The sequence below is a fragment of the Stutzerimonas chloritidismutans genome (assembly GCF_051486945.1).
GTDB lineage: Bacteria > Pseudomonadota > Gammaproteobacteria > Pseudomonadales > Pseudomonadaceae > Stutzerimonas > Stutzerimonas chloritidismutans_B.
This window is the reverse complement of the sequence record NZ_JAHVDX010000006.1, coordinates 65,172-90,021: the sequence shown is the minus strand read 5'-3', so window position 1 is coordinate 90,021 and position 24,850 is coordinate 65,172. Positions and strand designations below refer to the sequence as shown.

The window sequence follows — 24,850 nt, the reverse complement described above, 5'->3', positions numbered from 1 at the left end:
GGCGTTAGAACAAACCGAGCTGATCGTCGATCAACGCGCTGAAACTGTCATTTACGAACGGGAGGATGGCATCAGCGATCGGCTGCAATTGGCGGGACACGTAATGGTCGTAGTCGATGGGCGCGCGCCGCACTTCAAGCGGCTCGGGGCCAGCAACTGTCATGACGTAGCTGATCCAACCGCCGCTCTGATACTGCCGCTGGCGCCCCTGCTGCAGGTTGTACGCGTCGGCGATACGCGCCGCCCGCACATGCGGCGGCACGTTGCGCTCGTAGTCGTCCAGGCGGCGGCGCAAGCGTTTGCGAAAAACAAGCTGGTCGTCCAGCTCACCGGCCAAGGTACGGCTGACATAGTCGCGGACGTACTCCTGATAGGGTTCGTCGTCGAAGATGCGTCGGTAGAGTTCCTGCTGGAACGCCTGAGCAAGCGGTGACCAGTCGGTGCGTACCGTTTCCAGCCCTTTGAAGACCAGCCCATCACTGCCGTCGGCGCGGGTAACCAAGCCTGCGTAGCGCTTCTTGCTGCCCTCCTCTGCGCCGCGAATGGTAGGCATCAGGAAACGCTTGAAATGACTTTCGAATTGCAGCTCCAGCGCGCTCTGCAAGCCAAATGTTTCTTGCAGGTGCTCACGCCACCAGGCGTTGATGATCTGCACCAGTTGCCGGCCGATGCGCGCAGCCGATTCGTCGTCATGGGCACGGCGGAGCCAGACGAAGGTGGAGTCGGTGTCGCCATAGATAACCGCATAACCCTCGGCCTCGATCAGTTCGCGGGTGCGGCGCATGATCTCGTGCCCGCGCAAGGTAATGGACGAGGCCAGGCGCGGGTCGAAGAAGCGGCAGCCGCTTGAGCCGAGTACGCCGTAGAAGGCGTTCATGATGATCTTCAGCGCCTGCGAAAGCGGCTTGTTGCCCTCGCGTTTGGCCGTCTCCCGCCCTTCCCATACGCGTTCGACGATTGCCGGGAGGCAATGCCGAGTGCGGGAGAAACGAGCGCCTCGAAAACCCGGCACCGAGTCGCTGTCACCGAGCTGCTGCAGGCCTTCGACCAGCCCCACCGGATCGATCAGAAAGGTACGGATGATCGAGGGGTACAGGCTCTTGTAGTCCAATACCAGCACCGATTCGTACAGGCCCGGCTGCGAATTCATCACGAAGCCGCCCGGGCTGGCTTCCGGCGGCCGCTCGCCCAGATTGGGCGCGACGAAGCCTTGGCGGTGCATCAACGGAATGTAGAGATGCTCGAAGGCTGCCACCGAGCCACCGCTGCGGTCAGCCGGTAACCCAGTTACCGTGGCGCGCTCGAGCAGAAAGATCAGCAGCTCAGTCTTCTCGAAGATGCGTGTGACCAGTTCGCAATCCTTGAGGTTGTAGCGCGCCAGGCCGGGTTTGTCCTCAGCGAATAGGCGGTTGATTTCGTCCATGCGCTGATACGGCGTGTCGATCGCTTTGCCTTCGCCGAGCAGCGTCTGCGCGACGTTTTCCAGGCTGAACGAGGGAAAGCTCCAGGTAGCCGAGCGCAGCGCCTCGATACCGTCGATCACCAGCCGGCCGGGCACCGCGGCAAAGTAGTGCTGGCTGCGGTGCCCATGTTCGCGCCAGGCCATCTCCTCACCACCACGCCCGATACGCAGCGGCACGCCATGGCGCTGCGCCTGCTCGCGCAGGACGCGCAGATCGAACTGCACGACATTCCAGCCGATGATGGCGTCCGGGTCATGCTTGGCCATCCAGGCGTTGAGCCGCTCGATGAGTTGACCACGGCGGTCACAATACTCAAGCGCGAAGTCCACATCAGTCGCGTCGCCATTTGGCGGCCCGAGCATGTACACCTGGCGCTGGCCGCAACCTTCCAGCGCGATGGAATACAGCTCGCCGCGCATGGTGGTTTCAATATCCAGCGAGACGAGCCGCAGCCGCGGGCGATAATCCGGGGCTGGTCTGATCTGCGCCTCGCTCAGCACGCCCCCGGCGTCGGGTTGGCCGGTGAAGCTGACCGGCGCGGTAATGAACCGCTCCATCAGGTAGCGCTCCGGCGGCCGTATATCCGCCTCGTAGACGCTCACCCCGGCCGCGCGCAGGCGCTTGTCCAAGCCCATCAACTGGCGATGATATTTGCAGTACAGACCGAGCACCGGCCGATGGCGGAAATCGGTCAGCTCCAGTGGGCGGAGTTCGACGTCGCGTTCACCCGTCAAAAGGCGCTCGGCTTCGCGCCGCTGCGCTGCCGGGATGAAGGCCACGGAGATCTGGTTCGGCACGCGAAGCCGGCGCGGCCCGCTGTCGGTGGCCAGCCAAAACTCCACCTCGGTGCCCTCCGCGGTGTCGCGCCAGTGCCGGGTCAGGACGAAGCCCTGCTGCAAATCCACGTGTCACGCCCCGTTGCAGATAGAAGCCGAGCATTCTACGTGGCGTAGCGACAGGGTGCGCGGGCGGCAAGTCATACGACCTCCTCTCTTGAAGAGATGCCCAATAAATCAGCAATCCGCTTTGACAAGGGTCCAAACGGGCACAATACTGAGGAAGGTTGTACGACAACCTCTACTAACAATAACGACGGACCCTACATGCCCACGCTCTCCTCAGGATGCGCCCGCCGGGATCATTCTCGCGACAGCCCGCGCTAACGCGTAAACGCCAGCCCTTCCAAGCGCTTTGCCGCCCAGCGCAGAGACGGCTTCCCTATGCGAATAAAAAGATCGATAGGACGCACCACATGACCATTCCAACGACCGACACCACGCCCAACGCCAGCACGCCACGCCGCGACTTCCTGAAAAAATCACTCATGGTTTCAGCCGGCGTCGCCTCCCTGGGCGCGCTGGGCCTGCCCCGACTCACCCATGCCGAACCCTTAACCCAGCGCTACCCTGACGAACTCGTCGAGATACTCGACGAGAGCTTCGCCAAGTACCGGCTGTTCAACGCAAGCGTCGAGCGCCTGGCCACGGGGATGCGTTGGGCCGAAGGTCCGGTCTGGGTCGGTGACGGTCGCTACCTGCTGCTCAGTGACATTCCGGAAAATCGCATCATGCGCTGGGACGAAATGACTGGCTCGTTCGACGTCTACCGCGAGCACTCCAACCATTCCAACGGCCTGGCCCGTGACCTGCAGGGCCGCTTGCTGGTGTGCGAAGGCTCCACCACCAACGGCATCGGCCGCCGCGTGACACGCACCGAGCCCGACGGCAGCATCACCGTGCTGGCCGATACCTTCGAGGGTAAGCGCTTCAATTCGCCCAACGACCTGGCCGTGCGCCAGGACGGCTCCATCTGGTTCACCGACCCGCCCTTCCAGACGAGCAACTACTACGAGGGCCACAAGATCGAGACCGAATTGCCTGACGGCGTCTACCGGATCGATGGTGAGACGGGTGAACTGACCCGCGTGATCGACCAGATCGCCGGCCCGAACGGGCTGTGCTTCTCGCCGGATCAGAAAACCTTGTACGTCGTCGAAGGACGCGCCAAGCCGAACCGCTTGGTCTGGGCCTACACGGTCAATGATGACGGCACCCTGGGCGAACGGCGCAAGCACATCGAGGCGATGCCCAACGGTGCGCTCGACGGCATCAAGTGCGACGAAGACGGCAACCTTTGGTGCGGCTGGGGCAGCTCGGGCGCACCAGAAGCCAACCCGGCGGACCTGGATGGCGTGATGGTCTTCAATCCGCAAGGCAAGGCCATCGGCAAAATCCGCTTGCCCGAGCGATGCGCCAACCTCTGCTTCGGCGGCGCCAAAGGCAACCGACTGTTCATGGCAAGCTGCCACTCGGTATATGCGCTATACGTCAACACACGCGACGCGAGCTTCGGCAAACGCGCCAGTTGATTGCCGCTGCACTCGGTTACCTGTAACGGGCGACGTGGGCCAGAAGCAGTCGCGAGCATGCACGCCCCTACGGGGCGGACACGCTGCCCGGATGCCCGCTCGCTCAGGCGACCGAAGCATCCTCGCCGAGATGGATCACCCGGGCGGCGCGCAGCATGCACTTGGCCATTTCCGGCGGAGAAAACTTGGTCAGGATGTCATTGGCACCGGCAGCCTTGGCCTTGTCGGTGCTGATGGTGCTGTCCAGCGAGGTATGCAGCAGCACGTAGATCGACCCATGGTCGGGATGTTTGCGTAGCGCCTGGGTGAAGGAATAACCGTCCATCTCCGGCATCTCGATATCCGAGACCACCATGTTGATCGCGTCGTGGCTGCCCTTGAGGCTGTCCAACTTATCGAAGGCTTCCCGCGCGCTGCGCACGGCGTGACAGGTCACGCCCATCTTGGTCAGCGCGGACACCGACATGTGGATCGCGACCTGGCTGTCATCCACCACCAACGCGCGTGTTTCGGTGAGGAGCTGAGCGTCCTGGATGTCGAGTTCCGAAATATCCGCATCGATCGGTGCCGGCGCGATGTTGTGAATGACCTTTTCAACGTCGAGGATCTGGATCAGCTCGCCGTCGACCTCAGCCGTGCCGGTGATGAACGAGCTGCTGCGCGCACCGTAGGGTGGCGGCAGGATCTTCGACGAGCGGATATGAACGATCCGCACCACGGACTGCACGTGCAGCCCCTGCTTGGAGCGGCTGATCTCGGTGACGATCAGGCAGCCACCCTTGGGGTCCGGCAGCGGCGCCATGCCGATGGCCAGGCTGAGGTCGATCACCGACAGCGGCTGACCGCGCAGAGTGGCCACTCCACGGACGTGCGGGTGCGACTCGGGCAACCGGGTCAGCGACGGGGTCGGAATGATTTCGCTAACTTTCAACAGGTTGATCGCCATCTGCTTGCCGCTGCGCAGCGTGAAAAGCAGAAGCGATAAGGAGTCGGTGGCGGATACGTTGCTCATGGGTCGTCCTGTGAAAAGCCGGGCTCGTGTCGAGAGGTCACCTCGCTCCCGGCTTGTCGGCAGGCGGGGCGAAATCTTCAGCGAAGAGTTTCGCTGCCCGATGAGCCGCCCCTCGCTCGCCTCAGACGCGCTCGAAGATCGCCGCGATACCTTGCCCGCCGCCTATGCACATGGTCACCAGCGCGTAGCGCCCACCCGTGCGGCGCAGCTCGTGCACGGCCTTGACGGCAATGATCGCGCCGGTCGCGCCCACCGGATGGCCGAGCGAGATGCCCGAACCGTTGGGATTGACGCGCGCCGGGTCCATGCCCAGTTCCTGCATCACGGCGCAGGCCTGGGCGGCGAAGGCCTCGTTTGCCTCGATGACATCCATCTGCGCCAGCTCAAGCCCGGTGCGTTCTAGCACCTTGCGCACCGCCGGCACCGGCCCGATGCCCATGTAAGCCGGATCGACGCCCGCATGCGCGTAGCCCACGAGCCGCGCCAGTGATTGAAGCCCCAGCGCGCGGGCCCGCCCGGCCTCCGCCAGCATCAACGCCGCGGCACCGTCGTTGAGCCCGGACGCATTGCCTGCGGTCACGGTGCCGTTGTCCTTCTTGAATACCGGTTTGAGCGCGGCTAGGCGCTCGGCGGTCATGTCTGCGCGGATGTGCTCATCGGTATCGAATTGAATTATTCCCTTGCGGGTCGGCACCGCGACCGGAACGATCTGCTCGCGGAAATAGCCGTTGGCCACGGCCCGGCTGGCGCGTTGCTGGCTCTCCAGCGCCAGTTCATCCTGCCGCTCACGACTGATGCCGTAGCGCTCGGCGACGTTTTCCGCGGTCACGCCCATGTGGAACTTGCCCCAAGGGTCATGCAGCAGCGTGTTCATGTAGTCGATCGCCTGCGCGTCGCCCAAGCGCGCACCCCAGCGCAGGTTCGGCAGGATGAACGGCCCGCGGCTCATGCTCTCCGCCCCGCCGCCGATGGCCAGGTCTGCGTCGCCGAGGAGGATTGACTGCGCCGCGCTGATCACCGCCTGCAAGCCGGAGCCACAGAGCCGGTTGACGTTGAACGCGGGCGTCTCCAGCGGTATCCCGGCGTCCACTGCCGCAACGCGCGCCAGGTACCCGTCGCGCGGTTCGGTGGGGATGACGTTGCCCATCACGACATGCCCGACAGCATCGGCCGGCGTGCTCGAGCGTTCCAGCAGGCCCCGGCATGCCGTCGTAGCGAGGGAGATCAGGTCGACGTCCTTCAGCGCGCCGCCGAAGGAGCCAATCGGCGTGCGTACCGCGCCGACGATGTGGATTTCGCGTTCAGCCATGAGATGCCTTCCGTTCAGATTGGAGCCGCATCCAGCCTGACGGCCAGCGACTCACCGATCCTAACGGCTCAGGCCGAGGCGACAAGAGGCGCCCATGCACAGCGCCTGTGTGAATTCGCAGAACCGCGCAGTCATGCGCAACCGGCTCAGTGCAGCGCTGGCCGCACGACGGTTGCATCGGTGGCGATGAGATCAGCGTCGCGCCCCTTGCTGGCCTTCTTGCGCGCGCTGATGCGGGCTACGCACTGATCGTCGTTGTTGAGCATGACGATGCACTCCAGGCATTGGATGCATTCGTCATAGTCGATGCGCCCGTCGCGCTTGATCGCCCCGATCTCGCAGCTGTTCTTGCAGTGCTGACACGGTCGCCCGCAGGCGTCGATGCGCGTCAGCCAGGAGAACAGCCGCAACCGTCCTAGAATCGCCAAGCCGGCGCCCAGCGGGCAGACATAGCGGCAATAAAACTTGTGCACAAATAGCCCGAGTCCGAGCAGCACAACGGCATAAAGCACGAAGGGCCAGGCGCGCACGAAAAACAGCGTGATGCTGGTCTTGAATGGCTCCACCTCGGCCAGCCGCTCGGCCAGGGTCAGTGAATGGAAGGCCAGCGGCACCAGCGCAACCAGAATCAGGTATTTGAGCCATTGCAGCCGTTGGTGCAGGCGATCCGGAATCTTCCATTGTCGAATGCGCAGGCGCTTGGCGCCCCAACCGAGCATCTCCTGCAGCGCGCCGAACGGGCACAGCCAGCCACAGAACAGCCCACGCCCCCAGAGAAACAGGCTGACGAATGTGAAGCTCCAGAGAATGAAGATCACCGGGTCCATGAGGAACACCCGGATGTCGAAGCCGTGCCAGAGCGCCAGCAGCAGCGTGAAAATGTTCACCACCGACAGCTGCCCCTGCGCATAAAGCCCGATGAACACCAGCGTGAACACCAGGAACGCGGCGCGAAACAGATGAAAGCCGCGGCTGTGCCGGCTAATCCGGTGCTGGCGAATAAACGTCCAGGTCAGCGCCGCCAGGGCCAGCACGACCAGCACCACCTGCCACCATCGTTCCTGCCACATGCGCAGCCAGATGGGCGTCGGTTCGGCGTCGACCGGAGCCGCCTGGACCTCGAACAGGTCGGGGTCGAGCTGGAAGTGCCGGATAAACGCGGCATTGCTGTGCACCAGGTGGTTGCGCTGCAGGTCGACGTTCAGCTGCAGGCCGGCTGGCGCCGCGGGGTTGAATGCATTGTGTGCCTTGATCCTGAATACGTTCGCCACGACGTCTTCTCCGAGCGGCGCGTCGAGCAGCGCCCTAACGGCGCCGCTGTTGAAATTCATGTCATGCAGCTCGATGGCATGATCGTTCTGCACCAGCACCAACCGGCTGGGCGCGGTCGCCGGAACGAAGTCATCCGGTACATGGCGGTACAGGCCCGAAGAAAGCACCAGCAGCGCCTGCTCGCCGTCTTTCAATTCTTCGCCGAGCCGGGCAAAACCGGCGTCGCCCAGCAGGTTGCGACCGATGCTGGGGGCGTTCAGGTAGGCGAAATGGATGTCACTGAAGACCGCCTCGTCGCTGTCCGCCTCAAGATTCTGGAAGCCTTCGAGCGGCTGGCCGATGGCTTGCTCGACCGCCTCGCGGTTGATCGTCCAACGCTGCACGTAACCGCGATCGAGCAGCGCGGCCCAGTCAAGTGGCTCGTAGATGTCTGCGCGCGCGGTTGCCAACGGGCCGCTGGCGAAACCTTCCAGCAGCTTGCGCGCCACGCTCAGGGCCGAGAGCAGCACCGTCTCGTTAAGGATCACCACCGACACGGTCGCCTTGCTCACCCCGTCGATGCGGGTCACCGAACCGCCCTCGCCCGCCGCGCCCTGTTCGCCACCGACCACGATGGGCGCGCCGATGGACTTCTGCCGGTACTGATCGACGAAGTCGAACAGCGACTGCTCGCCCAGCCCATGCAGAAATACCGGCTCGTGGTGTTCCAGTACCCGTACGCCGGCCAGCACACCGGCGGTATCCAGGCCGATCAGCAAGCGGATCGGTTTGCCGGAAAAACCCTGAAGGTTGGAGTAGTCCGTCGATTCGAACGCGTACCCCAGCAGCTCATCGAGCTGGTAGACGGCATGAACGGGCGGCTCGTCCTGCTTGGGTTCGATGCGTGTCGCCTTGGGAAACAGCGCCTGGATTTGCGGCTCGAGCGCCTCGGCAAACGCCGCCGGGCTGGCCAACAGCGCAACCAGGAGCAGCACCTGCATCACCAGGCGGGCGCAAGGAATCATCGAACCTCCCGCGGGCAGTCGAGAATGAAGCGGGCCGAACCGACACCGGGCCCCGCCACGCTCCCTCCATGCTAAGCAGAGGCCCGGCGCGCACCATGCGACTTGCGATCTGAACGGCCACTACTTCGGTCTAGGGTCGCTGCACGCGCTGGACGGTGCCGCACCGATGGAACGATGCAGGCCGATGCCGGGCCCAAGCTAGTGGCCTGCTGGATCAGCCAGGCAGCAGCGCCGCACGACAACCATCGGGAGGCCCATTGATGAGCAAGGCAGTCAAACCGGACGCCGAACAGCCCTACTTCGACGCGCCGGCGCACATTCCCGCCGGCAGCAATCACCAGATCCCGCATAGCCATCGGCTGGTCTACAAGGGGTACGACGTGATCGTTCACCTCACCGGCTATGAGTACGAAACCTTTGGCGAAACCCTCTGGGCAGTGGGTGCCGAAATTGTCAGGGATCTGGAAATCGTGGCCCCGGTCGAGGCCGATCACAGCCGCCATTACCCCAGCTATGACGAAGCCCTCGCCCGCGGGATCGAGATGGGCAAGGCACGGGTCGATTCGCTCGACACCTGAAATCACCGCCGCCAAGCACGCGGCCTGAGGAGACCTGTATGACCGCAACCGTACGCCACGACAGCCAGCAACAACGCTACGTACTCGAGGTCAATGGCCAGCCATTGGGCCTCGCCGCCTACCGCGACGAGGGCGAGCGACGGCTGTTCACCCATACCGAGGTAGACCCCAGCCTAGAAGGCAAAGGCATGGGCAGCACCCTCGTGCGCGGCGCCCTGGACGACACGCGGACCGAAGGCAAGCGCATCGTACCGATTTGCGAATTCATTGCCGCCTACGTGAAAAAGCACCACGACTGGGACGACCAGCTCGACGCGCACTGATCATCGCTCGCGTATCATGGGCGGCCCATCGATCGGCGCGGCGCATGCTGCCCGGGCCACCCCTATTGAAGAATCGCTTCATGCATGACGACTTGCACATCGAGGACCTCCAGCTCGGCGACGGCAAGGCCGTTGTCAAAGGCGCCTTGATCACCACCCAGTACCGCGGCCAGCTGGAGGACGGCACCGTGTTCGACTCGTCCTACGAGCGCGGCAAACCCTTTCAGTGCGTGATCGGTACAGGGCGCGTCATAAAAGGTTGGGACATCGGCCTGATGGGAATGAAGGTCGGCGGCAGACGCAAGCTCTTCGTGCCGGCGCACCTGGCCTATGGCGAGCGCCGAATCGGTGACCGCATCGAGCCGAACGCGAACCTGATCTTCGAAATCGAACTGCTCGAAGTGCTCACCCGCGACGACTGACGTGACGGCGCGCACAGCCTGCGTCGCCCCATCCAACTTTGTGCCATGGCGGTGATCCAACCGCTTCATGGGCCTTCCTCAGCTGTTTCGCCCCGGCATCACGCGGGACGGCATAGACTGGCGACCAATTGCCAGCAACGCACAACCCAGCCGGAATGATTTCTAGATGACCACACAGCCGAGTGCCGCGCATGAAGTGCTCAGCCCCGCCGCCTTTTCCAGGGGAGGCGAACTGGGTGAGCTGATACGCGCGCATGATTGGTCGCAAACCGAACTGGGCCCGCCGGACCAGTGGCCGCAAAGCCTCAAGACCGTCACCGCCATGTTGCTCCTGTCGCCGGTGCCCATCGTGCTGCTCTGGGGCGAGAAAGGCATCATGCTCTACAACGACGCCTATTCGGTGTTCGCCGCCGGCCGGCATCCACGCCTTCTGGGCTCAGAGGTGCGCCTGGGCTGGCCCGAAGTCGCCGACTTCAACGACAACGTCATGCGCGTCTGCCTGGCTGGCGGCACGCTCGCCTACAAAGATCAGGAGCTCACGCTGCACCGCAACGGCCGTCCGGAACAGGTGTGGATGAACCTCGACTACTCGCCCGTGCTGGACGAGACCGGGCGGCCGGCGGGCGTCATCGCCTTCGTCGTGGAGACCAGCGAACGCGTCAGGGCCGAGCGGCATCTGCTCGCCGAGAAGGACCGGCTCACCCACCTGTTCGAGCAGGCGCCGGGCATTATGGCGATGCTCGGTGGCCCTGAACACCGCTATGAGATGGCCAACCCGGCGTATGCCAACCTGGTCGGCAACCGGGACCTGATTGGCCGGTCGGTACGTGAAGCCCTGCCGGAAATCGCCCGCCAGGGTTTCATCGAGCTGCTCGATGAGGTCTATCGGACGGGAGTCGCCTATGTCGGCAACTCGGTCGAACTGACGATCCAGCACACCGCTGGCGAAGCCGAGGAAAGCTTCATCCTGGACTTCGTCTTCCAGCCGGTCATCGGCCGCGACGGAAGCGTCAGCGGCATCTTCATGGAAGGCCACGACGTTACCCAGCGAGCGCTGGCCGAGCGCCGCATGCAATTTCTTTATGCGCTGGGCAAGGCCACGGCCGCCAGCACCGATGCCGATACCGTGCTGGCTATCACCACCCAAAAGCTGGGCGAGCACATGAACGTTTCGGTCTGCGCCTATGCCGACATGGACGCCGACCAGGACGGATTCACCATTCGCGGAAACTGGGCCGCACCCTGCGCGCAAGACATCGTCGGGCACTATCGCCTCGCCGACTTCGGCAGGCTTGCTGTCGCCAATCTACAGGCTGGGCGACCGCTGGTGCTCAACGACACCGCACGTCAGCTACCGCCTCACGAAGCCGCGACCTTTCAGTCCCTCGGCCTGGCCGCGACCGTCTGCATGCCGTTGACCAAAGAAGGCCGCTTGACCGCACTGATGGCTGTGCACGACCAGCTGCCACGGGTATGGAAGGCCGAAGAGTTGGCCCTGCTGACCGAAGTTACCGAGCGCTCCTGGGCGCACATCGAGAGGGTGCGCTCGGAGGCGGAGGTACGCTTGGCCGAACAACGCTTTCGCCGCGAATTGGAACGTCAGGTAGCCGAGCGGACCGCCGCGCTCGCCCAGAGCGAAGCGCAGATCCGGACCGTCGCCGCCAGTTCGCACCTGTACCAGTGGCTGTTGGGCAGCGACGGCCGCATCGTCTATGCGAACCCAACCTCCCTGGCCGGCGCCGGCGCGGTACCTGATGACGTGATCGGCCTGCCCTTCTGGGAAGCGCCATGGTTCAGCGCCACGCCCGGCATGCAGGCGACCCTGCAGCGCTGCGTGATGACCGCGGCCATGGGCGGCAGCGACAACCTCGACATGCAGCTGCACTTGCCAGGCGGTACCCACTCGTTCGATTTCTCGATCCGCCCGGTGCTCGACGAGGATGGGCTGGTGGTCGGGATCGTCCCCGAAGCGGTGGACAGCACTGCGCGGGTAGAGGCCGAGCAAGCGCTTCAACAGGCCCAAAAAATAGAAGCCCTGGGCAACCTCACCGGCGGCATCGCGCATGATTTCAATAACCTGCTGACCGCCGTGCTCGGCAATCTGGAGCTGTTGCGCAAACGGGTGCCGGACGGCTCCCCACTGCTACGCCTGATCGACAACGCACGTATCGGCGCCGACCGAGGCGCATCGCTGACGCGCCGCATGCTTGCTTTCGCCCGCAAGCAGGACCTACTTGCCGAACCCATCCAGCCGCGGGCCTTGATCGAGGAGATGACTGAACTGCTCGCCCGCTCGCTCGACCCCACCGTAGCCATTGAGGCGCAGGTCGAGTCGCGCCTGCCGATGATCGAGGCGGACCCCAACCAACTGCAGACCGCCTTGCTCAATCTGGTGCTGAATGCGCGCGATGCGATTGGCGGCCAGGGGCGCGTGATCATCAGCGCGCACAGCGAGCGGATCGATGGCCGATACGGCCTGAAGCCCGGCACCTATCTGTGCCTGGCCGTCTCCGACGAAGGCGAAGGCATGGACGCCGTCACGCTCAAGCGCGCCACCGAGCCGTTCTACACCACCAAGGGCGTCGGCCGGGGCACCGGTCTCGGGTTATCGATCGTTCATGGCTTCGCCGAACAGTCTGGCGGCAAGCTGGTGCTGCGCAGCGAACCGGGGGTCGGCACGACGGCCCAGATCTGGCTACCGGCCATGCACGACGCCCTGATCGAATCGCCCCTTATGGATAGCCCCGCACCTCGCAGCGACACGGCGCTGCTCAATATCCTGGCCGTGGACGACGATGCACTGGTGCTCGCCAACACTGCCGAGATGCTGCGCGACCAGGGCCATCGGGTCACCACCGCTCAATCCGCTGCACAGGCGCTCGAACGGCTCGCAGAGGCGTCATTCGACCTGCTCGTCACTGACCACGCCATGCCGCGAATGACCGGCGCGCAACTGGCCCTGGAAGTGCGTGAGCGGCACCCGGCGATGCCGGTGTTGCTGGTTAGCGGCTATGCCGCCATCGCACCTGGCACGGCCGCGGAAAATCTGCCTCTGCTGGCCAAACCCTTTACCCAGGCCGCCTTGCTGCAGGCCATCGCCGCCCTGATCGACGGCAACGGCGCCTGAGTCTGAAGCCCGGCACCGCCCCATCTCCTCACCCCTAGAGATAGGGGCGAGGGAGAGGTGCAAATGCGCGAAACGCCTGTAGGTCGCGGCGCAACCCCGCAACCTACAGCGCGGACGATCAGGCGTGGGCCGGCCCTGCAACGACGCTCATTGACTCGCCCATCGCCTCGCCGACCACCGAACCGATCATATCCGCCGTGATGGCGCACAGCGTCCAGCCCAGATGCCCATGGCCGGTGTTGTAGAACACGCAAGGTGAACGGCCGCGCCCGACCTTCGGCATCATGTTCGGCATCATCGGTCGCAAGCCAGCCCAGGGCACCACACTGCGGGTGCTTACGCCGGGGAAGCACTCGGCGACCCAATCCACCAGGGGCCGAATCCGGTCTGCGCGGATGTCGCGGTTGTAGCCATTGAATTCGGCAGTTCCCGCCACCCGCAGGCGGTCGTCGCCAAGACGGCTGGTGACCAGCTTGGTTTCGTCGTCGAGCAGGCTAACGGTGGGCGCGGCAGCGCGACTGGCCTCGTCCTGCAGGTTGACGGTGATGGAATAGCCCTTCACCGGGTAGATGTTCACCCGATCCCCCAGTTGTGCGGCTAGCGCCCGGCTGGCCGTGCCTGCACAGATCACGATGCCATCGAAAGCCAGCCGCTCTTCGCCATGGGCCGACGCGAGGGTCACGCCGGCGCCGTGGCCATCGGTATCCACCTTCACCACGTCCTGACCGTAGCGACAATCGACACCGAGCCGGATCGCAGCCTCCGCCAGGCCATGGGTGAACTTGTGGATGTCACCCGTCGAGTCGCATTCGGTGTAGTAGCCGCCGTAGTAGTGCCCGGCCAGGGTCGGTTCGATGGCGCGCATTTCCTCTGGCGTCACGCTGCGGCGAGGCAGGCCGCCTTCGGCAAGCAGCCGGGACACCTGGCCGGCGTGCTCGAAGCCGGCCTTGTCGCGGTAGATGTGCAGGATTCCAGCCTTCTTCAGGTCGAAATCAATGCCCTCCTCCTCAGCCCACGCAAACAGATGTTCGCGCGCCGCAATGGCCAGGCGGGCGGTTTCGACCGTGTTCTGCCGGTACTGAGGGATGGCGCCGATGAACTCGGAAAACCAGGACAGCTTGTGCCAGCTTGGCTTGGGATTGACCAACAGCGGCGCATCGCTGCGGAGCATCCACTTGAGCCCCTTGAGAATGGTCGACCAGTGCGTCCATACCTCGGCATTGGAGGCCGACAACTGGCCGCCGTTGGCGAAAGAAGTTTCCATCGCCGCGTAGCGATGCTTTTCGAACAGCGTGACAGCGAATCCGCGTTTGGCCAGCGCGTAAGAGGTGGTAATGCCGGTGATTCCACCACCGATGACGGCAATATGCTTCATGGGTGCAGCTCCAAGACGTCAAGGGTTTAGCCCGTCCGCAACATGCGGATCAGGCGCCCCCTCTGTCCTGGACCTGAGAGATTCACGAGCAGGGCTCGCTTGCTCCTTCGGTGCGACGGGCGACGACGGCCCTACGCTCTTCAGAGTTCACCCGCGACACCGGTCCTTTTGCCTGAGAGTTTCCGGGGCGGTTGCTCCTTCGGCGCCACGAACGGCCTGGCCGTCGCGGTCTCTCCCGATGTCACGCCTGTGCCGTCAGCAGGTGACAGCAGCTTTCGCTTAGGCAGGCAGCCTGCCAGAAAGGTCCCCGTTTACGCCAGCAGTATGTCGTGGACGGCCACGATCAACGGTGCTCAGCGCCCTACCGCCTCGATCAATAACGCGATGTCGACCGGTTTGGTCATGTGCTCGTCGAAGCCTGCCGACAAAGCGCGCTCTTTGTCGCTAGGCTGGCCCCAGCCGGTGATCGCCAGCAAGCGAACCTCGGCATCCTGCTCGCGGATGGCCCGCGCCACCTCGTCGCCTCGCAGGCCCGGCATGCCGATGTCCAGCAGCACCACGTCCGGTTTGAGCTCACGGTAGCGCTCCAAGGCCTGCACGCCATCGTGGGCCAGGTGCACTTCGTGCCCCTCGAGCCGCAGAACTTCAGCCATGGTTTCGGCAATGTCGCGATTGTCATCGGCGACCAGCACGCACCTGCTGACGTGAGTAGGTACCGCCACGGCCTGTTCCAACCCGGCGAACGAAGTCACAGGCGGCAACGGGAGCTCAAGACTGAACGCCGCGCCCTTGCCCAACCCCTCGCTGGTCACCTGAATGTCGGCCTCGTGCAACTTCGCCAGCCCCTGCGCCAGCGCCAGGCCAATACCAAGCCCCGTATTGACCTGCCCTTCGCTAACCGGCACCTGAGCGAAGCGTTCGAAAATCAGGCCGAGGTGCTCGCGAGCCACCCCCAGGCCGTTGTCGGCCACCGTCACCCGTACCCGCCCCGCTGCCAGCGTAACCGTGACACTGATGCTGCCGCCGTCGGGTGTGAACTTCGCCGCATTGTTCAGCAGATTCGTCAGTATCTGCTCCAGCCGCAGCGCGTCAGCCTCGAGCATGACCGGCGCGGGGGGAAGCATCACCGTCAGCGCGTGCCGCTTCGCCTCGATCTTCGCACGAGCGGTTTCGACGGCGGCCTCGACCACGCTGCGCAGGTCGAGCCAGTCCTTGCGCAGCACCAGCTTGCCCAGCGTGATACGCGAAATATCGAACAGGTCATCGAGCAACAGGGCCATGTGGCGCACCTGCCGTTCGATGATCTGCTGGCTGCGCAGCTTCTGCGCTTCAGTGGCGGACGGCGAGCCGAACAGCCCCGCCGCCAGGCGAATCGGCGCCAGAGGATTGCGCAGCTCGTGTGCCAGGGTGGCGAGAAATTCATCCTTGCGGCGGCCAGCTTCACGGATGGCCTGCTCCTGCTGCTTGGCCTCGGTGACGTCGGCAAACCAGACAGCGACGCTCTCGTCGAACGGTGTCGCAACCAGCCGCACCCAGCGCTCGCCGCCGAACGCGGTGCTGCGCATTTCCAGGTCACGCGGCTGCTGCAGGCGATACACATCCAGCAAGGTCGACAGCGCTTGCGGGTTGGCGCCTGGACCGAGCACATCGCGCAAATGCTGCCCGGTGAGTTCGGCCACGCTGCCGTGCAGGCTGGCTGCACCGGTCGGATTGATGAAGTCCAGGCGGAAATCGTCAGGTGCCTGGTGGCCCTGAACGAGCGGCGACAAGATGGCGAAAGGCACCGTGGACGAATCCAGCGCGACCTGTAGCCGCTGCTCGAACATGCCGGCCTTGCTTTGCGCCCGCGCGCGATCGATGAACACCGCTGCCAGGCCGGCCGCAACGTCGGCCAGGCGGATTTCCCGCTGGGTGGGCGGACGGGCATCGCGGAGTTGCACGGTCAAGGTGCCCAGCACGCGGTGATCGCTGTGTCGGATCGGCGTGCTGTGTACCGAGCGGAAGCCCTCGCGGCGCGAAACCGAGACGAAATCCCGGAAGCAGGGATCAGTCTCGGTGTCGATCACGACCACCCGGGTGCCGCTCTGCACCGCCGCGCCACAAGCGCCCAGCCCAGGCGAGACGTTGTCCATCAGCGCCAGCGACTCGATGGAGAATCCCCGCGAGGCATGAATGCGCAGCGGCGTCGTACCGTCGCTCAGTGCCAGCAGGCCGTGCGCGGCGCCGTGCAAGGTGCAGAGGGTGTCGATGATCGCCTGCAACTGTTCTTCGAGCGCGGGCATCTGCAGCAGCCGGTTGCTCAGCGCCTGCAAGTGCTCAAGGTCGCTGACCTGCTGCGTCAGGTCCTGCTGAGCCAGTTCCAGCCGCGACAACATGCTGTCGCGCTCCGCCTCACTGGCCTGCCGGGCCGCCGCTGCGTTGGCCAGCGCCTGGCCAACCTCCTGGATTTCTTCGATCTCGCTTGCCGGTGCCTCGACCGCGCGGCCGCTGCCGATGGCTTGCGCCGCGCGGCGCAGCTGGCGCATCGGCACATTGATCCGCCGCGTCGCGAACAGTGCAGCCGCCACGGCGAACATGAGCGATAACAGCAGGCCGCCGCCGTACAGCGTGTAAGCCCGCATCGCTCCAGCCTCCACTACGCTGGTGGGAATGCCGGTCGCCACCACCCAGCCAGACGGCTTCAGCCGCACGAACGAGGTGTAAAGCCCTTCCCCTTCCACCGATGCGGAAAGCCCCATCCCTTCTTCATTCGGGTTGTCGCGTAACAGCTTCTGCAGCAGGGGCGACGCCGGACCACCTAAAGTCTCCTCGTGGCGCAGGGAGCGGGCGATGCGCACGCCGTTGGCATCGAGCACGGTGTTGACCCAGCCCGTGGGTAACCGGCGGTTGTTGATCACGTCGGCGATCGATTGAGGCTTGAGCACGGCGGTGAGTATGTAGCGCGTCTCCCCTTCCACATCGACCAACACCCGCAGCGGTATGCCCCAGGTGCCGCTCGGCCCGCGCCCCATGCTGCCAACTTGCGGCTCATGGCTCGCCAGCAGGCTGGTAAAGCTGCCTGGTTCGGCCAGATCCTGCGAGGTGGAGGGGGCATGGAGCGACACGCGGCGAAGCACGCGGCCGTCCGGGTCAATGATCAGCATGGCGTGCCAGCTCGGTAGCGAGGGCAGTACGCGACGGACCATATCGGCGAAGCTGTCGAGGTTGCCTTCATCGAGCAGCGGGGATTGGGACAGCGCCTGGAGCACGTTGAGCGACCGGCTCAACTCTACTTCCACGGCAGTCGCTGCAAGCCGTGTGGTCTCAAGGCTGCGTTTCTCGGCCAGCCGTTTCTGCTCGTTGACGATCGACAGCATGCCCAGCCCGGCCACCAGCGCCAACGGCAGGATGCCGGCGACCGCGATCGCGATCAGCCGGCTACGCAAGGATACGGAGCGCGCCAGAGTGGCCCGCCTTGCCTGATTCAAGATAGAGACCTGCCTGATTTATCCGGGCCGCAAGGTAGAGGGTGCGCATCCTCGGACTGCTGGCGGGAAAACGCGACGGCTAGCTTAAGCGATTCGCGGGGTCGGAAGATTGTGTTTCTGAACACCCTTGCGCAAGTACGACGACTGGTGCGAATCCCGCCCGCCGCAAAAGAAAAAGCCCCACCGCAAGGTGGGGCTTCGCTTCATCGAAGGGCCAACCTGGCGCCAGCCCTTACGTCATGCAGCGCCGCGATCAATTCGGCAGCTTGAAGGTGATGAAGCTGGCGCGCCCTTCACGCAGCACCCGCATCGACACCGAGCGGTTCTTGGGCAGCTTCTCAGCGATGTTGGTGAAGGTCTTCACGCTGTCGATGGCCTGGTTGTTCAGGTGAGTGATCACGTCGCCGGGGCGCAGGCCGATCAGCGCCGCCGGGCCATTGCTCACGTCACGCACCACCACACCACTCTCGACCTCGAGGCTTTTTTTCTGCTCGTCGGACAGCCCACCGACGGTTACCCCGAGTCGATTGCTGCTCGCCGACGAGCCACCCGAACCACCGGCGACCAGTTGGGCGTCATCATCCGGCAGCGCGCCGATCGTGATGTTCACCGTGCGCCGGCTGCCATCGCGGACCACTTCGAGTTTGGCCGTGTCGCCCGGCTTCATCCCGCCGACCCGGTGCGGTAGATCACCGGACATATCGATGGAATTGCCATTCAGGCTCAGGATCACGTCGCCGACCTGCAGGCCACCCTTGGCGGCCGGGCTGCCATCGAGCACCTGGGCGACCAGCGCACCAGCCGGACGCTCGAGGCCGAAGGACTCGGCCAGGTCCTTGTTGACCTCCTGGATCACCACGCCAAGCCAGCCGCGGCTGACCTTGCCCTCGTCACGCAGCTGGTTGGCCACGTCCATGGCGACATCGATCGGAATGGCGAATGACAGCCCCATGAAGCCGCCCGACCGCGTGAAGATTTGCGAGTTGATACCCACGACTTCGCCGTCGAGGTTGAACAGCGGGCCACCGGAGTTGCCGGGGTTGATCGCCACATCCGTCTGAATGAAGGGCACGTAGCTCTCGTTGGGAAGCGTCCGGCCGGTCGCGCTCACCACACCAGCGGTCACGGTGTGGTCGAAGCCGAACGGCGAACCGATCGCCACGACCCACTCACCGGCCTTGAGGTCGTCGGACTTTCCGAGCTTGACGGTCGGCAGGTCTTCGTCGGCCTTGATCTTCAGCAGGGCGACGTCGCTGCGTGGGTCCGCGCCGACGAGCTCGGCCTGCAGTTCGCTGCGGTCAGGCAGGCGAACCATGATTTCGTCGGCGTTCTCGACGACATGGTTGTTAGTCAGGACGTAACCATCCTTGGAAATGATGAAGCCCGAGCCCAGCGACTGCGCCTCGCGCTGGCGATCCGGCTGGCGCGGCAAACCACGCTCGAAGAATTCACGGAACTGGGGCGGGATGCCTTCCAGGTCGGGCATCTGCGCGGCGCCGCGAACGGGTGCGTTCTGTTTGGTGCTGATGTTGACCACCGCCGGCGAAGCGTCTTCGACCAGCGGGGTGAAATCCGGTAGATCGGCGTGAGCGACGAGCGTCTGCCCGAACAGTGCGACGCCTGTCACGACCGCCAGGAACTTGCTGCGAAGTAACATGGTGATTTTGTCTCCCGACGTATGTTGAGTGTGCTATCGCTGGAGCGGCCCGTACCCGCAACCTGAACCTAAAAACAGCGGGCGGCCATGCCCAGCGGCCAGAGGCCAAGCCGGACATGGCGGACCCACCAAGGGGGAGCGGGCTGTTCCGTCAGCCTGTCCGAGACTCTACGCGAACGAAAGTCAGCTTCGTGTGAGCGCTAGGTAAAGGAAAAGTAAGGTTTCGCCCACCCTATTCCGCTAAGCCAGCCAGTTGATTCACCAGCGCCGGCAAATCTTGCATCCGACTGATCACAGCGGTCACGCCCAGTTCGCGTAGCGCCTGGTCATGCCCCTCTGGAATGTGGCTCGCCCCGGTAAAACCGATGACTTGCATCCCTGCGGTCCGCGCGGCCAGCACGCCGGTCGGGCTATCCTCGATGACCAGACACCGGCCCGGCGCTACGCCCATGCGCTCAGCCGCCAACAGATAGACGTCCGGTGCCGGTTTAGGCGAGGCGACCATCTCGGCACAGAAGATATGACCGGCAACCCGCTCGGTCAGGCCGGCGCGCCGCAGCGAGGATTCGACATTGTGCAACCGGCTGTTGGACGCTACTGCGAGCGGCAGGTCGATGGCCATCAGCGCCTCGCGCACGCCTGGAATCGCCTGCACTTCGTCGGCCACGACTTTTTCTGACTGCAGGCGCAGGTCGCTGTCGAAGGTCTCGGGCAGGTTCAGGCCAAAGCGCTTTTCGATCAGGTCGATGATGCTTGGCACGGTGAGGCCGAACGTGCCTTCCAGCGCCTCGTGCAGGCGCTCGGCCGGCACGTGCAGGCTCAAAGCCTCGAACAGCACACGGTGGCTGATGATTTCGCTGTCGACGATCACGCCGTCGCAGTCACTGATCAGCAGGTCGATAGAAGCCATCAAGTCTCCCTTTGGTAGATTCGCCACAGGCGTAGCGACGCCAGGCTTGAGCACCTTGGACTGCCCTGCGCCGGCCAAGTTTGGCTGCCGTGGGAGCCTTTTCAGCGAATGCCCAACAGCCTATCGGCAGACCAGCGACCGGCACCGCGGCCGATCACGACCAGCATCAAGCCAACCCAGGTCAGGTGCGTCGGCCAGGCGTCAGGGTAGACGAAGATCTGGATCACGAGCGTCATGATCAGCAGCGCGAAGGCGGACAACCGGGTCAGCAGGCCGAGCACCAGCAACAGCGGAAACAGATGTTCGGCGTAGGTTGCTAAGTGCGCGGCCAGATGAGGCGACAGCAGCGGCACTGCGTACTCGGTTTCGAACAGGCTATAGGTACTCGGCTTGAGCGTAAGCAGGCCGCTGACTTTGGTCCGCCCGGAATAAAAAAACACCACGGCAATTGCCAGGCGCGCCACCAGGCTCAGGGTGGAATCGCTGATGAGCCGCTGCAGCCAGGCCGCGAGTCGGTTCCAGTGGTGCCAGCGCGCCGCGAGGGTCGGCGCCGGGGGATTCAGGCTAGTCATGGTCGTCTCCTGTCTGTCGTGGTCCGTGATCGGTGAAAACGTTGGCCGCGAAGAGCACTGCCAGCAACTCGTTGAAATCCAGCATCGGCTCGACCTCGAGCGCTGCGGCCGAGGCGGCGTCGAGGGAAAGGCCAGTTGCGCACGCGTCGAGAAAGGCGCAGCCGCCCTGGCTCAGCGCCCAACAGTGGATGACGCCGCCGCGCCGGCAGATCAGCGTGCCCTCTGCCTGCCACGGCAACGGATCCGGCAGATCGACAGCCTCGCGGTTGCAGCGCCACAGCGTGGATGCCGGCAGCGGGGACCAATGCCAGCGCGCTGCGGCGCAGGGCGCCAGACGCAACCCGGCCAATTGCAGCGGCGACATCGTGCTGAGCGCCTGCAACGTCAACCGAGGTTGCTCTGCAGCAGCGAACGCTTCGAGCCAGAGCCGATCGAGGTGTGCAACCTCGGCCAGATAAGGCAGCGGCCGGGCCGGCTCGAAACGCTGCAGAAAGTTGGCGAATCCCTCGCCGTAGTCGATCAGCTGCGGGCGGGTTGGCGGCGATTGCCAGGCATAGGCGGCCGCCGCTGCAGCCATCCAATCGGAGCCGACCAGCCGCTCTACGGTGGGAAAGTTCGCTCTCAATGCATCCACACAGCCCTTGAGGACGGTGTTGCGGTATACCGCAAAGCCCGGCTGTGCGGTGAGCGCACGCAGCCAGCCGCCACTCGAGTCCGGACCGCTACCCTGGAGCGCGGCCACGAACGCATCCTGAAACGCGGTGAGTGATGTCTTCATGCCGCCCGCCTGCGATCAAGCAGCTGCTGCGCACGGTCGCGCTCGACCAGCAATTCGGCGAAGGCCGGCACGCGGTCATCGCGCTCGATCAGGGTCGGCCGCGCGCCGATGCGGTGGATCAGCCGCGCGTAGAGCGCCCAGATCGCATCGGCCACCGGCGCATCGTGCGAATCGATCAATAACCCGGATTGCAGGCTATCGATACTGTGTCCGGCCAGGTGCACCTCCGTGACGAGGTTGCCTGGGAAGCGGTCGATGTAACCGGCCGCGTCGAAACCCAGGTTGTGCGCGCTGACATGCACATTGTTGACGTCCAGCAGCAAGCCGCAGCCGCTGCGGCGCGCCAGCTCACCTAGAAAGTCGATTTCATCCCAGTCATGCTCGATTTGCAGGTAATGGCTGGGGTTCTCCACCGCAATCGCTCGCCCAAGCGCGTCCTGCGTGCGCTGGACGTTGTCGACGAGGCGCCGCAGCGCCGCCCCGGTCCGCGGGAACGGCAGCAGATCGGGGTGGTACTGGCCTCGCCAGGCGGACCAGGCGAGGTGTTCGGACACCAGCGCCGGTCGAACCCGCTCGACCAGCGCCGCGAAACGTTGCAGCTGGGCCACGTCTGGCGCGCAATCGGCTGCCAGCGACAGCGACACACCGTGCAGCGAGACCGGATGGCGATCGGCGATCGCCTCCAGCCAGGCCAGGCGCGGCCCGCCGCCGAGCATGTAGTTCTCCGGGTGCACCTCGAACCAGATCCCCGAAGCAGCACAGGTATGCGCTGCCTCGTAATGCTCGGGCTTGAGCCCAAGGCCCGCACCCAGATCGACTCGCATGCTCATGACAGCGCCTCTTGTCAGGATTCGATCGGGGTCAGCGAACCCATGCCGTTGGGTGTTTTGATTGAGGTGCAAGTGCCGGCGGGAACGTGCTTCCAGGCGTTGCCCTGGTAATCCATCTTGGAGGTGCCGGCACAACTGGTGCCGGCGCCGGCCTTGCAATCATTCTGGCCGGCAAGCGAGACGCCGTAGCATTTTTCCATGGCGCCTTCCTTCTTGTCGTCGGCGGTGGCGCCAGCGGCGATGGACGCAAGGGCAACGGCTGCAGCGGCAAGGGCGAGAGTCTTCATGGTTATTCTCCTAAGGTAATTTGGCCGCCTGCGGTCTTGCCGGCAGCTCGACCAGTAATTCGCCGGCGCTGCGATGCCGGTTACAGCGGCGTGAAAAAAATTTTGAGATTTAAATGAGGCCGCCCTAACGTAGCGGCGCGCCCGGGCCGCTGCTGCCTGGCGCAAACAGGCGCTACATCGATTCTTTACCCTCGTGTAACCAGGGCAACCGATGGAACGAACTACCAGTCATGAGGCGCTGAAGGCGCGCGAGGCGCATCTGCAGCGCCTGTTCCTGCAGGGGCTCGACGGCGATGCAGCGGCCTACCGGCAATTCCTCACGTTGCTCGGCGCGCATCTGCGCAGCTTCCTTCGGCGACGCCTGCAGACGGCAGCCGTCGAGGACTTGCTGCAAGAAGCCCTGCTCGCGGTCCACAATGCGCGGCACACCTACCGCGCCGACCAGCCCCTGACGGCATGGGTGCAGGCCATCGCGCGCTACAAGCTGATGGACCATTTCCGCGCTCATGCCCGGCACGAGGCGCTGCACGACCCGCTGGATGACCAGGCCGAGCTGTTCTCCGATGAGGATCAGCAGGCTGAACAGGCTCAGCGCGACCTGTCCAAGCTGCTGGAACGCTTACCGGACAAGCAGCGCCTGCCGATCCTGCACGTCAAGCTGCAGGGCTTGTCGGTGGAGGAAACCGCCCGGCGCACTGGGCTTTCGACGTCCGCGGTCAAAGTCGGCGTCCACCGTGGCCTGAAAGCACTGGCCGCTCTGATTGGAGGTTCCCGATGAACACGCACGAGTTGATCGACATGCTCGCCAGCAACGCCCCGGCGGTAGACCGGCGGATCGTTGCCCGGCGCTTCACCTTCGCCATTGCGGCTGGCTTGTTACTGGGCGTGCTGGCGCTGCTGATGTTTCTGGGCATCCGTCCTGATCTCGCCGAGGTCGCTGTCACCCCGTTGTTCTGGCTCAAGCTCGCGTTTCCTGCCTCGTTGCTCGCGGGCAGCCTATGGATAACGACGCGGCTGGCCCGCCCTGGCATGGCGGTAGGGGCCAGCTGGGCGGCCATCGCCACGCCCTTGACGGCCATCTGGCTGGCCGCGCTGGGCTTGTTGATAAGCGTCCCGTCGGGCAGCAGGCAACTCTTGGTATTCGGCGAAACCTGGCGGGTTTGCCCGGTGAACATCGCGCTGCTCTCGATTCCGACGTTCTTCTGCGTGTTCTGGGCTATTCGGGGCCTGGCACCGACCCGCCCGCGTCTTGCCGGTGCGGCCGGCGGCCTGCTGGCGAGCTCGACCGCGACGCTGGTCTACAGCCTGCACTGTCCGGAGATGAGCGTTGCGTTCTGGGCCGTCTGGTACGTGCTCGGCATGGCCGTGCCTGCGCTCATCGGCGCCCTGCTCGGCCCGCGCCTGCTCCGCTGGTAATCCAACAACGCGCATTTTCTTCAATACCGCCGCGAGGCCAATTCCTATCGTCGCTCCTGTCATTGAGAACACAAGGAGCTTCGATGAGCCTGCTGCTTTCCATGGCCACGTTCGCGCTGGCCTCATCTATCACGCCCGGCCCGGTCAACATCGTCGCGCTCAGTGCCGGCGCCCAATTCGGCATGCGGCCTGCCCTGCGCCACGTCAGCGGGGGCACGCTGGGCTTCACCCTGCTGTTGCTGGCGATTGGCCTGGGGTTGGACCAGTTGCTGGCGCGCTGGCCCTGGTTGACCGAATCGATTCGCCTGGCGGGCGTCGCCTTCCTGCTGTACATGGCCTGGCGCCTCATGCGCGATGAGGGTCGGCTGGATACCAACGGCGCGGCCGTGCAGCCGACCCTGCTGCAAGGTGCGGCGATGCAATGGCTCAACCCCAAGGCGTGGCTGGCGTCGGTCGCCGGCATGGGGCTGTTCGCCGCGGGTGATGACGCGATGGCCGTCTGGCGCTTTGCGGCGATCTACTTCGTTATCTGCTACGCCTCGCTTGCCTGCTGGGCCTATGCAGGGACCTTTCTGCGGCACCACCTGAGCGAGCCGCGGCGGGTACGCGCGTTCAACTGGCTGATGGCGCTGCTGCTGGTTGCCTGCGCGCTTTATCTGCTCGTGAGCGAGTGATCGGTG

General features: G+C 64.5%; 20 protein-coding genes and 2 riboswitches. Of the genes, 8 read left to right on the top strand and 12 right to left on the bottom strand.

Going from position 1 to position 24,850, the window contains the following annotated elements:
* Positions 1-4: 4 nt before the first annotated feature.
* The gene (locus KXR72_RS19740; protein WP_437422800.1) at positions 5-2,368 is read right to left on the bottom strand and encodes a DNA polymerase II; all 2,364 of its coding nucleotides are present in this window, start codon (positions 2,366-2,368) and stop codon (positions 5-7) included.
* Between the two features lie 347 nt (positions 2,369-2,715).
* On the opposite strand from KXR72_RS19740, the gene KXR72_RS19735 reads away from it, so the two are divergent.
* The gene (locus KXR72_RS19735; RefSeq protein ID WP_437422799.1) at positions 2,716-3,831 is read left to right on the top strand and encodes an SMP-30/gluconolactonase/LRE family protein; all 1,116 of its coding nucleotides are present in this window, start codon (positions 2,716-2,718) and stop codon (positions 3,829-3,831) included.
* A gap of 103 nt (positions 3,832-3,934) precedes the next feature.
* Here KXR72_RS19735 and KXR72_RS19730 read toward each other — a convergent pair whose 3' ends face one another.
* The 3 genes from KXR72_RS19730 to KXR72_RS19720 all read right to left on the bottom strand — a co-directional run bounded on the left by KXR72_RS19730 (position 3,935) and on the right by KXR72_RS19720 (position 8,428).
* A complete protein-coding gene (locus tag KXR72_RS19730; protein ID WP_437422798.1) occupies positions 3,935-4,843 on the bottom strand; it encodes a chemotaxis protein CheV in 909 nt (302 codons plus the stop codon).
* A 121-nt stretch (positions 4,844-4,964) separates the two neighbouring features.
* Entirely contained in the window at positions 4,965-6,152 is a 1,188-nt protein-coding gene (locus KXR72_RS19725; protein ID WP_437422797.1) for an acetyl-CoA C-acyltransferase family protein, read from the bottom strand.
* 146 nt (positions 6,153-6,298) lie between these two features.
* Positions 6,299-8,428, bottom strand: a complete 2,130-nt coding sequence (locus KXR72_RS19720) for a 4Fe-4S binding protein (protein ID WP_437422796.1) — start codon at positions 8,426-8,428, stop codon at positions 6,299-6,301.
* 260 nt (positions 8,429-8,688) lie between these two features.
* Between KXR72_RS19720 and KXR72_RS19715 the strand changes: the two genes are divergently transcribed.
* The 4 genes from KXR72_RS19715 to KXR72_RS19700 all read left to right on the top strand — a co-directional run bounded on the left by KXR72_RS19715 (position 8,689) and on the right by KXR72_RS19700 (position 12,878).
* Positions 8,689-9,006, top strand: a complete 318-nt coding sequence (locus KXR72_RS19715) for a hypothetical protein (RefSeq protein WP_437422795.1) — start codon at positions 8,689-8,691, stop codon at positions 9,004-9,006.
* Positions 9,003-9,329 (top strand): GNAT family N-acetyltransferase, encoded by a 327-nt coding sequence (locus KXR72_RS19710; protein WP_437422839.1) that lies wholly within the window; start codon positions 9,003-9,005, stop codon positions 9,327-9,329. The genes KXR72_RS19715 and KXR72_RS19710 overlap by 4 nt, the downstream gene beginning before the upstream one ends.
* 80 nt (positions 9,330-9,409) lie before the next feature.
* Positions 9,410-9,751, top strand: a complete 342-nt coding sequence (locus KXR72_RS19705) for an FKBP-type peptidyl-prolyl cis-trans isomerase (protein WP_437422794.1) — start codon at positions 9,410-9,412, stop codon at positions 9,749-9,751.
* 166 nt (positions 9,752-9,917) lie between these two features.
* On the top strand, positions 9,918-12,878 hold the full coding sequence (locus tag KXR72_RS19700; RefSeq protein WP_437422793.1) for a PAS domain-containing protein: 2,961 nt from the start codon (positions 9,918-9,920) through the stop codon (positions 12,876-12,878).
* A gap of 118 nt (positions 12,879-12,996) precedes the next feature.
* Here KXR72_RS19700 and KXR72_RS19695 read toward each other — a convergent pair whose 3' ends face one another.
* From KXR72_RS19695 to KXR72_RS19660, 8 genes are all read right to left on the bottom strand, one after another.
* On the bottom strand, positions 12,997-14,253 hold the full coding sequence (locus tag KXR72_RS19695; protein ID WP_437422792.1) for a D-amino acid dehydrogenase: 1,257 nt from the start codon (positions 14,251-14,253) through the stop codon (positions 12,997-12,999).
* Positions 14,254-14,313: 60 nt separating this feature from the next.
* Positions 14,314-14,399: riboswitch (glycine riboswitch) on the bottom strand.
* A 4-nt stretch (positions 14,400-14,403) separates the two neighbouring features.
* Positions 14,404-14,501, bottom strand: a riboswitch (glycine riboswitch).
* A gap of 105 nt (positions 14,502-14,606) precedes the next feature.
* A complete protein-coding gene (locus tag KXR72_RS19690) occupies positions 14,607-17,720 on the bottom strand; it encodes a response regulator (protein ID WP_437422791.1) in 3,114 nt (1,037 codons plus the stop codon).
* Between the two features lie 253 nt (positions 17,721-17,973).
* On the bottom strand, positions 17,974-19,377 hold the full coding sequence (locus KXR72_RS19685; protein WP_437422790.1) for a DegQ family serine endoprotease: 1,404 nt from the start codon (positions 19,375-19,377) through the stop codon (positions 17,974-17,976).
* 232 nt (positions 19,378-19,609) lie between these two features.
* Positions 19,610-20,287, bottom strand: a complete 678-nt coding sequence (locus KXR72_RS19680; protein ID WP_437422789.1) for an HAD family hydrolase — start codon at positions 20,285-20,287, stop codon at positions 19,610-19,612.
* Positions 20,288-20,388: 101 nt separating this feature from the next.
* Positions 20,389-20,859 carry a DoxX family protein gene (locus KXR72_RS19675; RefSeq protein WP_437422788.1) on the bottom strand — a complete coding sequence of 157 codons (471 nt, stop codon included), beginning with the start codon at positions 20,857-20,859 and terminating at the stop codon, positions 20,389-20,391.
* Positions 20,852-21,637, bottom strand: coding sequence for an HvfC/BufC family peptide modification chaperone (locus KXR72_RS19670; protein WP_437422787.1), 786 nt, complete (start codon positions 21,635-21,637; stop codon positions 20,852-20,854). Before KXR72_RS19670 ends, KXR72_RS19675 begins: the two co-directional genes overlap by 8 nt.
* Positions 21,634-22,467 carry an MNIO family bufferin maturase gene (gene bufB / locus KXR72_RS19665; protein WP_437422786.1) on the bottom strand — a complete coding sequence of 278 codons (834 nt, stop codon included), beginning with the start codon at positions 22,465-22,467 and terminating at the stop codon, positions 21,634-21,636. Before bufB ends, KXR72_RS19670 begins: the two co-directional genes overlap by 4 nt.
* A gap of 14 nt (positions 22,468-22,481) precedes the next feature.
* Positions 22,482-22,754, bottom strand: coding sequence for a BufA1 family periplasmic bufferin-type metallophore (locus KXR72_RS19660; protein ID WP_437422785.1), 273 nt, complete (start codon positions 22,752-22,754; stop codon positions 22,482-22,484).
* A 211-nt stretch (positions 22,755-22,965) separates the two neighbouring features.
* On the opposite strand from KXR72_RS19660, the gene KXR72_RS19655 reads away from it, so the two are divergent.
* From KXR72_RS19655 to KXR72_RS19645, 3 genes are all read left to right on the top strand, one after another.
* Complete coding sequence (locus KXR72_RS19655; RefSeq protein WP_437422784.1) at positions 22,966-23,532, top strand: sigma-70 family RNA polymerase sigma factor; 567 nt, start codon at positions 22,966-22,968, stop codon at positions 23,530-23,532.
* Positions 23,529-24,170: a DUF1109 domain-containing protein gene (locus tag KXR72_RS19650; RefSeq protein ID WP_437422783.1), complete on the top strand. Its 642-nt coding sequence runs from the start codon at positions 23,529-23,531 to the stop codon at positions 24,168-24,170. Before KXR72_RS19655 ends, KXR72_RS19650 begins: the two co-directional genes overlap by 4 nt.
* Positions 24,171-24,253: 83 nt before the next feature.
* Positions 24,254-24,844 (top strand): LysE family translocator, encoded by a 591-nt coding sequence (locus KXR72_RS19645; protein WP_437422782.1) that lies wholly within the window; start codon positions 24,254-24,256, stop codon positions 24,842-24,844.
* The last annotated feature ends 6 nt before the right edge of the window (positions 24,845-24,850 follow it).